This is a genomic window from Pirellulales bacterium, from assembly GCA_019636335.1.
Lineage (GTDB): Bacteria > Planctomycetota > Planctomycetia > Pirellulales > JAEUIK01 > JAHBXR01.
The window spans coordinates 32,835-48,353 of sequence record JAHBXR010000019.1; the positions used below are offsets into that span (position 1 = coordinate 32,835).

The 15,519-nt window shown below is 63.4% G+C and carries 10 protein-coding genes; 6 read left to right on the forward strand and 4 right to left on the reverse strand.

Annotated elements, in window-relative coordinates:
* Nucleotides 1-74 precede the first annotated feature (74 nt).
* Together KF708_17645 and KF708_17650 are read left to right on the forward strand one after the other, a co-directional pair.
* Nucleotides 75-3,089, forward strand: a complete 3,015-nt coding sequence (locus KF708_17645) for a fused MFS/spermidine synthase (GenBank protein ID MBX3414515.1) — start codon at nt 75-77, stop codon at nt 3,087-3,089.
* A gap of 257 nt (nt 3,090-3,346) precedes the next feature.
* Nucleotides 3,347-6,364 carry a fused MFS/spermidine synthase gene (locus tag KF708_17650; GenBank protein MBX3414516.1) on the forward strand — a complete coding sequence of 1,006 codons (3,018 nt, stop codon included), beginning with the start codon at nt 3,347-3,349 and terminating at the stop codon, nt 6,362-6,364.
* A 13-nt stretch (nt 6,365-6,377) separates the two neighbouring features.
* Here the strand turns inward: KF708_17650 and KF708_17655 are convergent, their stop codons facing one another.
* Together KF708_17655 and KF708_17660 are read right to left on the reverse strand one after the other, a co-directional pair.
* Nucleotides 6,378-7,232 (reverse strand): class I SAM-dependent methyltransferase, encoded by an 855-nt coding sequence (locus KF708_17655; protein MBX3414517.1) that lies wholly within the window; start codon nt 7,230-7,232, stop codon nt 6,378-6,380.
* Nucleotides 7,233-7,281: 49 nt separating this feature from the next.
* Entirely contained in the window at nt 7,282-7,785 is a 504-nt protein-coding gene (locus tag KF708_17660) for a J domain-containing protein (GenBank protein MBX3414518.1), read from the reverse strand.
* A 96-nt stretch (nt 7,786-7,881) separates the two neighbouring features.
* Between KF708_17660 and KF708_17665 the strand changes: the two genes are divergently transcribed.
* Nucleotides 7,882-9,498: a hypothetical protein gene (locus KF708_17665; protein ID MBX3414519.1), complete on the forward strand. Its 1,617-nt coding sequence runs from the start codon at nt 7,882-7,884 to the stop codon at nt 9,496-9,498.
* 26 nt (nt 9,499-9,524) lie between these two features.
* On the opposite strand, the gene KF708_17670 is transcribed toward KF708_17665, so the two are convergent.
* Nucleotides 9,525-10,337: an SDR family NAD(P)-dependent oxidoreductase gene (locus KF708_17670; protein ID MBX3414520.1), complete on the reverse strand. Its 813-nt coding sequence runs from the start codon at nt 10,335-10,337 to the stop codon at nt 9,525-9,527.
* A gap of 103 nt (nt 10,338-10,440) precedes the next feature.
* Complete coding sequence (locus KF708_17675; protein MBX3414521.1) at nt 10,441-12,315, reverse strand: response regulator; 1,875 nt, start codon at nt 12,313-12,315, stop codon at nt 10,441-10,443.
* A 417-nt stretch (nt 12,316-12,732) separates the two neighbouring features.
* Between KF708_17675 and KF708_17680 the strand changes: the two genes are divergently transcribed.
* The 3 genes from KF708_17680 (at nt 12,733) to KF708_17690 (ending at nt 15,490) form a co-directional block, all read left to right on the forward strand.
* Nucleotides 12,733-13,545 (forward strand): SDR family oxidoreductase, encoded by an 813-nt coding sequence (locus KF708_17680; GenBank protein MBX3414522.1) that lies wholly within the window; start codon nt 12,733-12,735, stop codon nt 13,543-13,545.
* Between the two features lie 138 nt (nt 13,546-13,683).
* Entirely contained in the window at nt 13,684-14,028 is a 345-nt protein-coding gene (locus tag KF708_17685) for a DUF962 domain-containing protein (GenBank protein ID MBX3414523.1), read from the forward strand.
* Between the two features lie 52 nt (nt 14,029-14,080).
* A complete protein-coding gene (locus KF708_17690) occupies nt 14,081-15,490 on the forward strand; it encodes a sulfatase-like hydrolase/transferase (GenBank protein MBX3414524.1) in 1,410 nt (469 codons plus the stop codon).
* Nucleotides 15,491-15,519: the final 29 nt, after the last annotated feature.

Below are 15,519 nucleotides of genomic sequence, written 5' to 3' on the forward strand. Positions count from 1 at the left end.
CCAAGCGCGGGCGAGCACGTATCTCGGAAGCCGAGTTTGTCGCGGATTCTTCGCGGGGTGGGACGGCGCGCCTTTTGTTTCTTTTTGCGGCGTTGATTTTCTTCACGAGCGGCGTTCCTGCGCTGGTGTACCAGATCACGTGGCAGCGGATCCTGGCGTTGCACAGCGGGGTGGGCATCTACTCGGTGGCGATGATCGTGGCCGCGTTCATGGCGGGGCTGGGTATCGGAAGCGAGTTGGGTGGGCGCCTGAGCCAGCGTTTCGGTCCGAGCGGGGCGTTGTGGGGCTTCGCGTTGATCGAGCTTTCGATCGGTGGCTTCGCGTTGCTGAGCCCCTGGCTGTACTACGACGTGCTGTACGAGCGTTTCGGCTGGCTGTACGAGCGTCCTTGGCTGGCGGGGGTTTGCCACTTTGGGGCCTTGCTGCTGCCGACGGGCCTGATGGGGATGTCGCTGCCGATGCTGGTGCGGGCGATGGTGCTCGACTCGGCGCACGCCTGCCGGACGATCGGCTATCTGTACGCGGTGAACGGCCTGGGGGCCGCCGTCGGCGCGCTCCTCACCCCCTGGGTGCTCATCCCCCGGTGGGGCATCGCCGGAGCCATCTATGCCGCGGTGATGCTCAATCTCGCCGCGGGCTGCGCCACGCTTGTGCTGGCTCTCTTCTCGCGCGGCAGAGCGGTCGTCGAACCGACGTCGGCGCTCCCCGTCTCCCCGGTCGAGGCAGCTCCACTCCCCGAAGGACTTGCCCCGGCGAAGAGCCGTTTAGGTGTCTGGGCCCTGCTCTACGCCACGAGCGGTTTTTGTGCCTTGGGGCTCGAGATCGTCTGGTTCCGTCTGATCGACGTGGGGGTTAAGTCGACCGCCTTCACGTTCGGCACGGTGTTGGCGATCTTTCTGACCGGACTCGCCTTCGGCAGTGCGGTGGGGGCCCATTGGGAACAACGTTGGCAACAACCGCGCCGGCTGTTTCTCTTGCTGCAGATGCTGATCGCTTGCTACGCGGCGCTTTCGATCGGGCTGCTCGTGTGGTTGCCGGAAGGCACGCCGATCGTTTCCTCGTACTTCGAGTACTGGCAGCAATACGACCCCTTCACGCCACGCGCGCTGACGTCGCAGCAGTTCGAGAAGCCGCGACTGTGGGCACTCTATCTCGTCTTTCCGGCCGCGTTGTTGTTCGTACCCACGGTGTTGATGGGGCTGTCGTTTGCCGTCTTGCAACGCGCCGTCCACGATGAGCCGCGGACCGCGGGACGCAAGGTCGGGCTGCTGCAAGCGGCCAACATCGCGGGCGGTGTCTTGGGCAGTTTGGTCATCGGTCTGGTGGCCATCGAGTGGCTGGGCACGGCAGGAACGCTGCGCCTGCTCGTCGGTCTGGGTTTGGCGTTTACCATCCTGGGGCTGTTCGAGCAGCAGCGTCGTCCGTTCGTGATCGGCGGACTCCTGCTGGTGGCGATGATGTTCGTGCTGCCCGGCCAGGATCGACTCTGGCGGCGACTGCACGGTTTGCGCGAGACCTCCGCCTGGTTTGGCGAAGATGCCTCGGGGGTCGTAGCTATCGCGAAGGACAACACCCAGCCCGACTACTGGCGCATCAGCGTCAATGGAAAAGGGCATAGCCTGTTGCCGTATGGGCACCTGCACACGGGGCTGGGGGTGTTGTCGGCGATTGTGCATCCGGTGCCGATCGATGTGGCGATTATCGGGCTGGGGTCGGGCGACACGGCCTGGGCCGCGGCCTGTCGTCCGGAAACGCAACGCGTGGATGTCTTCGAGATCTGCGCGCCTGAGCGGAATGTGCTCGAGCAACTCGATCGCCACGAGTCGTTGCCACAGTTGCAGCGACTACTTCAAGACGAACGAGTGCATCTCCACCATGCCGATGGAAGAATATCGCTCCGCGCCAGCGACCAGCTTTACGATGTCATCGAGGCCGACGCCTCACGCCCCGATTCGGCCTATGGTGGCAATCTCTATTCAGAAGAGTTCTTCCGCGAGTGCTCCGCACGTCTGAAGCCCGGCGGCCTGATGTGTACTTGGTGCCCCACGCCGCGCACGTATGCTACCTTCTGTCGAGTATTCCCCTATGTGCTCGATGGGGGAACGAATCTGTGGACGGGCAGCGATCTGTTGATCGGTAGCCATACGCCACTCGAGGTCGACATGCCTACGTTGCGTGCGCGACTGAACGATGCCCGGGTGGCGGAATACCTGGGCCAGGAGCTTGCCGAGCAGGTGGCACAAGATTGCCAGTATCTGGCGCCGGCGGTGCCCGCCACGGTGCTTGCCGACGAACTGGCCAGCAACCACGATTTATTTCCCCGCGACGAATTCCATCATGACTCGCGCGTGAATCGGGCGCTGCAGGTGCAGGCGATCGGCGAGATTTATCTGCGACGTGGCCAGGTCGCCGAGGCCATCCAGTGGTTGCAAGAGGCGATTCGTCTTGCGCCCGAGTTATCGCTGGCTCACACGCAATTGGCGTTCTGCTATCTCCGGCCAGGATTCGACGGACCCGCGCAGGTCGAGTTGAACGAAGCCCTGCGGTTGGCGCCGGACAATACCGAGCCGGCGTATTACCTGGGTCGGCTGCTACTGACGCGAGGCGCGGCGCAGGCGGCGGTGCCGCTCTTGCGACGCGCGGCGGAGCATCAATCGACCAACGCCGCAATGGCCGCTTACCTTGCGCAGGCGCTGTCTCGCATGGGTGATGCACGCGGCGCGATCGAGTGGTATCGCACGTCTCTCGAACGCGATCCCAACCGCTGGGAGACGGCGCAAGAGTTGGCCTGGCTGTTGGCCACCGATGCCGATCCGAACGCACGCGATCCCCAGGCAGCGCTCGCCCTGGCCCAGCAGGCCGTGCGCGATAGTCGAGAGCGCGAGGCACTGGCCCTCGATACGCTGGCGGCCGCCTATGCCGCCACTGGCGATTTCGCTTCCGCGGCCGACCTGGCCGAGCGAGCCCTGAACCGCGCGAAGCAGCAGCGCGAACAGACGCTCGTCGAGGACATTCCGGCTCGACTGGAACTCTACCGTGCCGAAAAATCCTTCGTGCAGCCCGCTCGAGAGAAGCCGGCGGCAGGTTAGCTGAACTCGGCAGTGTCGACCCGCGCAAGTCGCCGTACTCGGGCGACGATCTCGCTGCCGGGATCGCGATGCACCGCCTGCGTAAAGTTGGCTTCTCCACCGCGTGAGGTTATCCTGGATTATTTGAAACGCCGTCCGGGTGTTTCAGTGTTCAGTCTCCTCGTTGGTTGAAGTAGCTGGTGTCCAAGCGCGGGCGAGCACGTATCTCGGAAGCCGAGTTTGTCGCGGATTCTTCGCGGGGTGGGACGGCGCGCCTTTTGTTTCTTTTTGCGGCGTTGATTTTCTTCACGAGCGGCGTTCCTGCGCTGGTGTACCAGATCACGTGGCAGCGGATCCTGGCGTTGCACAGCGGGGTGGGCATCTACTCGGTGGCGATGATCGTGGCCGCGTTCATGGCGGGGCTGGGTATCGGAAGCGAGTTGGGTGGGCGCCTGAGCCAGCGTTTCGGTCCGAGCGGGGCGTTGTGGGGCTTCGCGTTGATCGAGCTTTCGATCGGTGGCTTCGCGTTGCTGAGCCCCTGGCTGTACTACGACGTGCTGTACGAGCGTTTCGGCTGGCTGTACGAGCGTCCTTGGCTGGCGGGGGTTTGCCACTTTGGGGCCTTGCTGCTGCCGACGGGCCTGATGGGGATGTCGCTGCCGATGCTGGTGCGGGCGATGGTGCTCGACTCGGCGCACGCCTGCCGGACGATCGGCTATCTGTACGCGGTGAACGGCCTGGGGGCCGCCGTCGGCGCGCTCCTCACCCCCTGGGTGCTCATCCCCCGGTGGGGCATCGCCGGAGCCATCTATGCCGCGGTGATGCTCAATCTCGCCGCGGGGCTAGGGGCTTTTGTCGTCTACTACCTCTTCGCGCGCCAGACGATCCAAGCAGCCGGCAGTTCCAAGAAAATCGTCCAAGGTTTTGCCGCCGAAGCGGGGCAAGCCCGTGCCTCCATGGCCGAGCCCCCCGCCTCGCTCGCCACCTGGGCCCTGCTGTACGCCACGAGCGGTTTTTGTGCCTTGGGACTCGAGATGGTCTGGTTCCGCCTCATCGACGTGGGGGTCAAGTCGACCGCCTTCACGTTCGGCACGGTGTTGTTCATTTTTCTCACGGGGTTATCTCTGGGCAGCTTTGTGGGGGCCCGCTTCGAGTCGCGCTGGCAGCGCCCCCGGCAACTTTTTCTGATCGTGCAGATGTTGATCGCCGGCTATACGGCGCTCGTGGTATTGACGCTCGTGTGGCTGCCGACGGAGACGCCAATCTTTTCGACCTTGTTCGATTACTGGCGGAACTACGAACCGTACACGCCTCGTACCATAGCGGCGCGGCATGCGGGTTATTACTTGCCGGTGCTGCTCTATGTCGTCCTGCCTGTCTTTCTGCTGTTCGTTCCCACCACTCTGATGGGATTGTCGTTTACGCTGGTGCAGCGTGCCGTACACGACGATCCGCAGACCACCGGTCGCAAAGTTGGGCTGCTGCAAGCGGCGAATATCGTCGGGGGGGTGCTGGGCAGTCTCTTTGTGGGTCTGATCGCGATCGAGTTGTGGGGCTCGGCCGGCACCCTACGCCTGCTCGTGGGCATGGCACTGGTATTCGCGATCGTCGGACTGTTCGGGCGCGTGCGCCTGCCATTTGTGCTTGGCGGCGTAGCACTCGTGATCCTGCTGGCCATGCTCCCCGATCAGGACCGGCTCTGGCGGCGATTGCATGGGCTCCGCGATGAGCCGGCCTGGTTCGGCGAAGACGCCTCGGGGTTGGCTGCCATCACCCCGGAGCTCGGCGGGTACGCTGATTGGCGCGTCAGTGTGAATGGCAAAGGGCATTCCGTCTTGCCGTACGGTGCGCTCCACTCGAATCTGGGAACCTTGCCCGCGGTTATTCATCCTTCTCCGGCCGATGTGGCGATCATCGGGCTGGGCTCGGGCGATACCCCTTGGGCCGTGGCGTGCCGGCCGGAAACGAAACGTGTCGATGTGTTCGAGATCTGCGCGCCCGAGCAGGATTTGCTCGAACAGCTCAACGAGACGGTCGCCTTGCCGCAATTGCGTCGCTTGCTGGCCGACAGCCGCATTCGCGTCATTCCGGCCGACGGTCGCAACGCGCTCCGTTCCGGCGAAGAGCGGTACGACATCATCGAGGCCGACGCCTCGCGTCCCGATTCGGCCTACGGCGGAAACCTCTTTTCCGAAGAGTTCTTCCGCGAGTGCTCCGCACGCCTGAAGCCGGGGGGCCTGATGGTAACCTGGAGCCCGACGCCGCGGGTCTACGCCACGTTTTGTCGCGTGTTTCCCCATGTCCTGGCACTCGGAACGGTGCAGTTGATCGGCAGCAACGAGCCGCTGCCGATCGACATGCCGCAGTGGCGCCAGCATCTTACGCAACCGGAGGTCGCCGAGTATCTGGGAGATCGGATCGTGCAATACTCGCTGCGCACGCTGGAGACCATTTCGCCGGCGGCGCCTCAATCGATTTCGGCGGAAGCGATGGCGAGCAATTTCGATCTCTTCCCACGCGATGAGTTTCATCAACCCTCGTCGCTGACCGAAGCGTTGATGATGCGCGATTTGGGCGAGCTGGCCCTGGGACACGGCGAGACGGAGGTGGCCATCGCTGCGATGCAGGACGCATTGCGACTAGCGCCCGACTTGCCGCTGGCGCTGGCGCACCTGGGGGTCACCTACGCCAGGCAAGGCAATCTGCTCGAAGCCGAGCGTAAATTGAAAGAGTCGCTCCGGGTGGCGCCCGAGTACCACGAACCCGCTTACCATCTGGCCCAGTTGTACCTGGCGCAAGGACGAGTTGCCGAAGCACTGCCGCTATTACAACTTGTCTCGCAAACGTTTCTGGCAAACCCCGAAGTAGCCACCAAGTATGCGCTCGCCTTGAACGCGGCGGGGGACTCGCGCGGAGCCTTGCAGTGGTACGAACGCGCCCTCGAGCTCAACCCGCAGCGCAGCGATGCCTTGCAGGGGATCGCCTGGCTTTTGGCGACCGATGGTGATGCCACGCTGCGAAATCCCGGGCGCGCCCTGGGCTACGCGCAACAGGCATTGCAAGGCCTGTCCGACGAGCAGGCCTCGGTGCTGGACATCCTGGCAGCGGCCCAGGCAGCCAACGGCGATTATCCGAGGGCGATCTCCACCGCCGAACGGGCTCAACGTCTGGCCGAACAACGTCGCGAAACCGCCTTGCGCCAGGCGATTCTGAGTCGCCTGTCGCTCTATCGTGCGGGTAGACCCTTCGTCCAGGCGCCATCCGCCAGGCCGGCGGCGAATGCCACCAGCGGATAGTTCGAGGCGACGACTACTTCACCGCGAAGCTGAACTGCACCACGTCGATATGACCGGTGCGGAAGTAGTGCGACGAGCGCGTGAGATAGAACTGATACTTGTCGTAAATCTCCTGCGAGGTCAGCGCGATCGCGCGGTCCTTCTCGCGGGCGAGATTATCCGACCAGCATTGCAGCGTCCGTGCGTAGTGCAAGCGCAGCGACTGGGTCTTCGTCAGTTTGAAACCGGCGGCCTCGGCGTGCATTTGTACCATGCCGCGGGCCGGCACCTGGCCGTTCGGAAAGATCTCGCGCCGCATGAAGCGGGTGTAGAAGAGAAAGTCTTCGTCCCACTCGGGATGGCCGGGCTCGATCGTCGACGGATCGCCGTGGACGATCGAATGGATCATCATCTTGCCGTCGGCCGGCAGCACCTCGCGGCAGCGCGCGAAGAACGAGGCAAAACGTTCCACGCGAAAGTGCTCGAGCGCGCCGATGCTGACGATGCGGTCGACCGGTTCGTTGAATTCTTCCCAGCCCCGCAGGCGGAATTCGATGTCGTCGCGATCCGCGACGCGCTCGCTCGCCGTGGCGTGCTGATTCTTGCTGAGCGTGAGCCCCACGACCCGCGCGCCGTATTTCTCGGCGGCGCGGATCGCCGTCGTGCCCCACCCGCACCCGACGTCGAGCAATCGCATGCCCGGCCGCAATTCGCACTTGCCGAGCGAAAGATCGACCTTGGCGAGTTGGGCCTCTTCGAGCGTCATGTCGTCCCGCTCGAAGTAGGCGCAGCTATAGGTCAGCGTCGGGTCGAGAAACAATCGATAGAAATCGTCCGAGAGATCGTAGTGCGCTTGAACGTCTTTGTAGAACGGTTTCAACTTGCTCAAAGTACTGTCTTTCGTGCAAGGGCAGCGGGACAGGGCAGGACCGTTGCGATCAACTTCGCGACGGATCTGCCGGCGACTTTGTGGTGGGCTTCTTCTCCGAGCGTTCGCGGGGCGGATTTGTTTCGTGCAGAATCGCCAGCGATTCCTCGAAGTGCTTTTGCAGCTTGAGAAAACGTGTCCGGTCACCCCCCAGATCGGGATGCATCTGCTTGACACGCTCGCGGTAGGCCGCCTTCAGTTCTTCCTCGGTGCAGGGGGGGCTCAGTCCGAACGCCTCGAAACAGCGGGGAACCTTGGGGGCCGCCCAATCGGGGAGCGGAGCCGCCCCAGACAACCGAATCAATTGCCGACGCAACGAACGCAGGTAGGACCGGACATCGAGTGCAAAAAACGCATACCCGGCCAACGGCAGCCCGAAGGCCAAAGCCAGAAAGAGCAGCACCGCGGCACGATCGACCGAATCGGGCCAATCCGCTAGCTGTTCGGGGAGCATGGGCAATGGGCAACACGTGGGGCATTCGGGCCGCTGTCCGCCGCGGACCGCACGTATCATAGCAATCCTGCCCGATTCGCGGCAGACGAGCACGTGGCAAGCAGGCATAGGCAAGCCGCCCCCTGCTTGATACCGTTGTCTACCGCGGTAGATAGGATGCGTTATCCAGGGAACGGCACCAGGCGTGCCACCTTCATGCAGGCGAGCTTTCACCCACGGACGGTCATGGAATTCGCCCAGCGTGGCACCCGGGCGTTCTTCGTCGGGCTGACGGCGGCGACGCTGACCGCTTCGGCGAGCGCCTCTCCTCCTACTCTCGCCGAACGCAACGATCTCGGTTATACGACCCTGCAGCAGCGACTGTCGGCCGCCGGCATTCTTATTCCCACGGGACGCGACGTTCCCGTGACGCAGGTCGAAACGAACTGGATCGCTCCGCACCGCCAGCCGAACGTGGCGGGCGCGCCCGAGATTCGCTACCTGCCGGACGGAACCTTGCGCGATTTTCAGGCGAAACGAATCGTCGACCGCAGCCTGGTCTCGAATCCCCCGGGGGCCGTCTCCGATCATGCCACGAACATGGGGCTCAATTTCTATGGCGACAAGGGGCTGGCCCCGGGCATCACGCACATCGACTGCTTCTTTTCGGGTCAGTGGATGTTTCGCAGCGTATTGCGCACCGGCAGCGAAGAGCCGCCGCTGATCGAACGCAACCGCGTGCAGAACCACAGTTGGATCGGCTCGGTGGAAGTCGGCGCGGGAGACACCTACCGCAACTTTGATCCCGAGATTCTGGCCCGGTTCGACCTCTTGCTGGCACGCGATAATGTGCTCGCCGCGGTGGGCATCACGCACGATACGGCGCAGCCGCTACTCGGGCGGGCCATGAATTGCCTGGCGGTCGGGCGATCGCTCAGCGGTGCGGCACGGCCCGATCTCGTCGCCCCGGCCACTTCTCCCAGCGTGGCGACTACCTGGGTCAGTGCCACGGCAGCGATGCTCATCGAGATCAGCCAGCAGTGGCAAGGCGTGCCCGACATGATGCAGGCGGCGCAACGCATCGAGGTGATTCGCGCCGCGATCCTGGCAGGCGCGACCAAGCACGAGATCGAATTCACCGGGGGGGACACGCCCTGGCAACGCACCGCAGCGGAACCGTTGAGCCCCGTCTTCGGCGCCGGCGAGTTGCAGATCGACCATGCGCATCGCATCTACTCGGCCGGCAGGTATGAGCCCGGGCGCACGACGACCGTGCCGTCGACAGGCTGGGACTTGCGTCCGCTCGTGCCCGACGATCGCCCGCGTTATTACTTCGACATCGCTCGCCGCGACGAAGATCAGGACTTGTCGATCATTGCCACCTGGAATCGCGAGATCGATCCACGGTCGCTCGAAGCGCGACTTGCCAACGTCGATCTGAAGCTGTACGACGCCGATCGAAACTTCGTGCTGCTCAAGGTGTTTGGCGCGGGGACGGACGATCGCGGCGTATCGGCGGCCGACGAGGACAACATCGAACACATCTATCTGGCCGATGTCCCGCCGGGGCGCTATGCCGTCGAGTTATCGACCGACGCACCCGTGGAAGTGGCGCTGGCGTGGGATGTGCGCCCGTCGGTCGATGCTGCTCCCCCCACTCCCGATAATCCTGCGATGCGTGCGACGTGGGCGGTGCTGCTGGGCTTGCTCGGCGTCTTCGTCCTTTGGGCGTTTGTTTCTCTGTTGCGCCTACGTTCGGCACATCCATCGTCGAACGATCGCCAGAAGCCCTGATCGCGCGAACGACACGTCTGTGCCAACTACCGTCCGTGGCCGCGCCATTTTCGCATGCTGTCGTTCACACCGAACCATTCGCCGACGCGATCGAAGAGGCCGGTCGGCAGCAGGCCTTTAAGTGCGGGGGAGAGGTACGCTACCCGCGGCGCCACCACATAGGCGCGACGATGCCGGACGGCCGCTTCGATCAGGGCGGCCAGGCGTTCGGGACGCAGCATTTTCGTCGTGCGCGGGGGCTTTACGCCGGCAAACATGCCGGTGTCGACATAGCTCGGACAGACCGCCGTAACGCCCACCTGGCGATGCCCGAGCTCGGCGAGCTCGAGACGTAAAGAATCGCTAAACCCGATGACGGCCCATTTGCTCGAGGCATAGGTTGCGCCAAAAGGCAGGCCGATGAAGCCGCTGGCGCTGGCGATATTCACGAGGTGCGATTCCGAACGCGAGATCAGATCGGGCAAAAAGACGTGAGCTACCGCCACCACCCCCAGCGTGTTGACCTGATACGTCAGCAGGTGCCGATCGAGTGGCACGTCTTGAAAGGCGCCGCCAAAAACGACGCCGGCGTTGTTCACCAGCACGTCGATCGGCCCACCTTCGGCGAGCACGCGTTCGCGCAAGGCGACGATCGATTCGTGCCGCGTGACGTCGAGTGCAAAGGTCCGGCAATCTGCGCCCGCGGTGCGAATCTCGTCGGCGAGCGCCGCCAGACGCTCCTCTTGCAGATCGGCCAGCAGCAGGCTGGCCCCGGCGCGTGCCAGGCATTTGGCGATGGCGCTGCCAATGCCTCCGGCCGCACCAGTTATCAAGACACGTTTATCGCGCAGGCTTTGCATGGGGCCGCCGCAGGAATGACGCCAAGGACTCGATGCACGCAACTGGATGTTCGTGCGCTTCGAGCATACCGCCTGCGGCGCGCCAGACCAATCGTCTGGGCAGCTAGTGGTTGGCGCCGGCCGAATGCACGGCCGTCGTGTCGGCCGCGAGGGGGGAGAGCATGATGCCGGCGCGTCCTTGTGCGTGTTCGGCAATCGTCTGCAGCAGGCGATCTCGATCGATCGGCTTCGTCGCGTAGTCATCGAAGCCCGCGGACAAGCATTTCTCGCGGTCGCTGGCCATGGCGTGGGCCGTCAGGGCGATGATCGGCGCTTCATAGCCGGCATCGCGCAGCAGTTGCGTGGCCGCGTAGCCGTCCATCTCCGGCATCTGAATGTCCATGAGCACGACGTCGAAGGCGGGGGGTAAAGTCGCGGCGCCTTTGGCCGCGATCGGCATCGTTGCCAGCACCAGTTCGGTCGCGAGCTTTCCATTCTCGACGACTTCAACCTGCGCTCCCGCTTTGCACAACACGTGCGTGATCAATCGCTGATTGTCGATGCCATCCTCGGCCAACAGGATGCGTACGCCGTCGAGGCGTTGTGCCACGGAGCGAACCTCGGATGGCGCGAGCAGCGTGTCGACCGCCCCGCCCCGTCCGGTGCGCGTTTCGGTGGGGGGCTTGACCATCGTGACGTCAGTCAGCTTGCCGGTCGGAATGCGGATGCGAAAGGTGCTGCCAGAGCCCAATCGGCTGTTCACGGTGAGACTGCCACCGAGCATCTCCATGAGTCGCTTGCTGATGGTCAGGCCCAGTCCCGTGCCGCCGAATTTTCGCGAGGTGGACATATCGGCCTGGGTGAAGGGCCGGAACAGCTTGGCGAGCTGCGCTTCGCTCATGCCGATGCCGGTATCGATCACCTCGAATTCGAGCCTCGGCCGCCCCTGCTCCGATTGCACCAGCCGCGTCACGAGACGGATCTGGCCACGCTTGGTGAACTTGATCGCATTGGCCACCAGGTTGATGAGAACCTGTCGGAGCCGGGTCGGATCGGTGATGATCGTCTGCGGGATCTCGCCGTCATACTCGATCCGTAGCGGCAGGTTGGCCGCATCCGCACGCACCTGCATCAGAGCTTGTACTTCAGAGATGATCTGCAGCGGTGAGCAGCGGAGGTGCTCGACCGAGAGCTTGCCCGCCTCGATTTTCGACAAGTCGAGAATGTCGTTGATCAGCTCGAGCAGATATTCGCCATTGCGTTTGATCGTGCGCAGCGATTCGACCGTGGCCAGGTCCCAGTTGTCTTCGAGCAGGACATTCGTAAAGCCGAGAATGGCGGTCATCGGCGTGCGAATCTCGTGGCTCATGTTGGCCAGGAATTCGCTCTTCGCCTGGCTGGCCTGTTCGGCGTGGACGCGGGCCTCGCGGAGATCCCAGGCCTGCATCTCCAGTTCGATCGTCTGCTGCTCGAGCCGGGCCCGGGCCTCGTAGAGCTCGGCCGTATATTCGCTCAGTTCCGCTTCCGCATGCTTGCGCGAGCTGACATCGCGCGCAATGAGACAGCAGTAATGGGTCTGGTGGACGACCATACGCGTGACGCGCGCCTCGACCGGTACGAGGACCCCGTCCTGACGCCGCACGCGCGTCTCGGTGGCGATCGCTTCGCCGGGGGACCTCTCGTCCCAGAAGCCGTTCCACAAGCTGGCCGGAAACTCGGGGGCCACCTCGCTGAGCAAGCGTGCCACGAGTTGTGGCCGGCTGAATCCCAGGCCTTGCGCCGCCGTCTGGTTGGCCCAGATGATTCGCCCATCGCGACCGGTCCACAGAACCATATCGGGCGCATGATCGATGCTCGCCTGCATGAAAGCGTACAGCTCTTCCAGACGCGATCGGTTGGCAAGCTCGTGTTCGAGCTCGGCAATGCGTGCCTCGGCCGATTTCAACCGTGCAGTCTCGGGAGACGCCTGGTTCGTCATGTTCGATTCAGGGTGTGGCATCAATGAAGCTCGAGGGGAAACATGACTCGCGCACCATTCAGCCGAAATGGCGCGTGAAACTGGCACCGGGCGCGTAGCCGTAGGGCAGTGGCTTGCACATTCGTGCAATCCCTAGAGAGCGTATAGCATATAATTCGTCCCACGGTGGCGAGAAAAATGTTGTGCGGAGCGACCCTCGAAAGCGGTTCCGCTCGTAAAAGGTTACTGCGCACCGTTCGAGGACGTCGCCGGGAACGAACCACCCAAATGGCTTGGCCGCCGTGGCGAGGGAACACTAATCCACACGATCGCGATATTCCGGATTGGTGTTCCCGCTTCAGGTCGAGTTGGTCGAATAGTGCGCTTGGTGACGGATCGATTGTTTCGGCCCTCCTCCCCGGTCAGAATGTGCGTCTCGTTTCATGAGAGGAAGGTTCGATGTCGTCTGCCGAATCCGCTCGTCTGCGCGAGAACGTGCTCGTGACTGGTGCATCGCGCGGCATCGGTCGAGCCTTGGCGCTCGAGTTTGCGGTACGGGGACACGATCTTCTTCTGACGGCCCGCAACGAAGCCGAGTTGAACGACCTCGCGGCGTTGATCCGGCGCACGCACGGCGTGCATGCCCACGTCTTTCCGGCGGACCTGGTGCGCAGCGAGGCTCCGCAAGAACTGTTCGACGCCATTGCCGCGGCAGGGCACGTCGTCGACGTGTTGATCAACAACGCAGGCTTTGGCGTTTATGGCAAGTTTGCGGAGACGCCCGCCAGTGAGGACCGCGAACTGCTTGCGGTGAACGTCTTCGCACTGACGATGCTGACCAAGTTGTTCCTGCCGGGGATGATCGCCCGACGGCACGGACGCATCGTGAATGTTGCCTCGACGGGTGCTTTTCAGCCTGGTCCCTGGTTGAACACCTACTACGCCAGCAAGGCCTATGTGTTGAGTTTTACCGAGGCCCTGGCCGAGGAGCTGCACGGGACCCGGGTAACCGCCACGGCACTTTGTCCCGGCGTCACGGTGTCGAGCTTCGCCGAGCGTTCGCACCTGGAGGGAGCACGCATTCTGCGAGGACCGATCATGTCGGCCGAGCGCGTGGCGCGCGTGGGCTATCGCGGAGCGATGCGCGGCAAACGGATCGTCATCCCCGGCCTGATGAATCGACTGATGCGGCAATCGGTGCGGATTGCCCCGCGTGGCCTCGTCACGTGGATGGTAGGAAGAATGATGGCCAAGCCCAAACGCCAACGCTGAAGCCATGTGGCCAGGTTCGCCGCGCCCCGCCAGCAGGTATAATAGGGTGGGGGAGCCGAAGCACGGGCCAGCGTTCGCTGGCGCCTTGCACTTGCCTGCTGCCATTCACTTCGAACGCCTCTCTGGAGGAAGCGAACCATGTCCGAGCAGCGTTATCAATCGTTTGCCGAATTCTGGCCTTATTACGCCCGCGAGCATAGCCATCCCGGCTGCCGCGCTCTGCACTTCATCGGTTCGACGTTGGTGCTCGTGATGCTGGCGCTGATCGTCACCGCCGTCATCTCACCCTGGTGGCTGTTGGCCCTGCCGTTTGTGGGCTACGGTTTTGCCTGGGTCGGACATTTTGGCATCGAAAAGAACCGGCCCGCCACGTTCAAGTATCCCGTCTGGTCGTTCATCGGCGATTGGAAGATGTGGTTCCTGATGCTCACCGGCCGGATGGGCGCCGAGTTGCATCGCATCAATTCGATGGCTGCCCGATAAGGGCGGTCTCCCTGTTTCTGGATCAGAAGCAGCCAGGGCGAGTGAGCATCGTATGCGTCTTCTGTTTCTCGCCCTGGTTGCTTTGTTCCTGCCGTCGGTCAAGACAGGTTTTGCCGATGCGGCAGACGTTTCGCGCCCCAACCTGATCGCCATCGTTACCGACGATCAAGGTCGTTGGGCATGCGGGGCGTACGGTAATCGAGACATCCATACGCCTCATCTCGATCGCCTCGCGCGCGAAGGGGCGATCTTTACCAATGCCATCACCGCCACACCGGTCTGCTCGCCGAGCCGGGCGATCTACTTCTCGGGGCGATGGCCTACCCAGGTCGGCATCACCGACTATTTCGCCGTCGAGGAAACCGACGCCGGGGCGGGCATTCGGGCGTCCCTCTGGCCCGCCTCGCTGCAGCAGGCCGGCTATCGCACCGGGCTGATCGGCAAATGGCACCTCGGAACACAGCCGCCGTTTCATCCCACCCGGCTGGGCTTCGACCATTTCATGGGCTTTCTTGGCGGCGGCAACACGCCGATGGATCCCACGCTCGAAGTCGCCGGAGAGGTTCGCAAGCTCAAAGGTTCCTTGCCCGATCTTCTGGTCGACGACGCGCTGCAGTTTCTGCGCGACAACCGCGAGCGGCCTTTTGCCCTCTCGCTGCACTTCCGCGCGCCGCACCGACCTTATGGTCCGGTGCCGGCGGAGGATGCCGCGCATTACGAGTCGCTCGATCCACAGATTCCCGACGTGCGCGGGCTCGACGTCCAGCAGGTCAAACGCTCGACGCGCAACTACTACGCCAGCATTTCCTCGGTCGATCGCAACGTCGGGCGGTTGCTCGACGCGCTCGATGAACTCGAATTGACCGAGAACACCTGGGTCGTCTTCACCAGCGACCACGGCTACAACGAGGGCCGGCACGGCGTCGACACCAAGGGGAACGCCCAGTGGATCATCGGGGGTATGGCCGGACCGAAGGTTCCCAACATGTGGGAAACGTCGATTTGCGTGCCGCTGCTGATGCGCTGGCCCGCGGTGATCGAACCCGGCACGACGATCGACGCTCCGGTGTCGAATATCGATATGTACCGCACGGTGCTCGGGGGACTTGGCGTGGCGGTGCCTGCCGACTGCCAGGCAGCTGGCATCGACTATTCACCGCTGCTGCGCGGCGAGGACTTGCCCGAGCGCGACGCCCTCTTCGGTCAGTACGATTTGCACAACGGCGGGCTGGCCTACTTGCGGATGATTCGCACGCGCGACTACAAGTACGTACGGCACTTCCACACGCGCTTCATGGACGAGCTTTACGATCTGCGCCATGATCCGGACGAGAAGCACAACCTGCTCGACCGCCGTGGAGGCGAGGCGACAGCGATCCAGGCCAGGCTCGCCGAATTGCAGCAGCGATTGACCGAGTGGCAACGTTCGATCGACGACCCCCTACTCGACGATGCTTATTGAGTCATGTTGTCAGGTACGGGGTACCTGAC

Excerpts from the sequence above, each read along its gene's own strand:
- KF708_17660 (MBX3414518.1), bottom strand. The coding sequence starts at position 7,785 with ATGATACGTGCGGTCCGCGGCGGACAGCGGCCCGAATGCCCCACGTGT.
- KF708_17665 (MBX3414519.1), top strand. The coding sequence starts at position 7,882 with ATGCGTTATCCAGGGAACGGCACCAGGCGTGCCACCTTCATGCAGGCG.
- KF708_17670 (MBX3414520.1), bottom strand. The coding sequence starts at position 10,337 with ATGCAAAGCCTGCGCGATAAACGTGTCTTGATAACTGGTGCGGCCGGA.
- KF708_17675 (MBX3414521.1), bottom strand. The coding sequence starts at position 12,315 with ATGCCACACCCTGAATCGAACATGACGAACCAGGCGTCTCCCGAGACT.
- KF708_17680 (MBX3414522.1), top strand. The coding sequence starts at position 12,733 with ATGTCGTCTGCCGAATCCGCTCGTCTGCGCGAGAACGTGCTCGTGACT.
- KF708_17685 (MBX3414523.1), top strand. The coding sequence starts at position 13,684 with ATGTCCGAGCAGCGTTATCAATCGTTTGCCGAATTCTGGCCTTATTAC.
- KF708_17690 (MBX3414524.1), top strand. The coding sequence starts at position 14,081 with ATGCGTCTTCTGTTTCTCGCCCTGGTTGCTTTGTTCCTGCCGTCGGTC.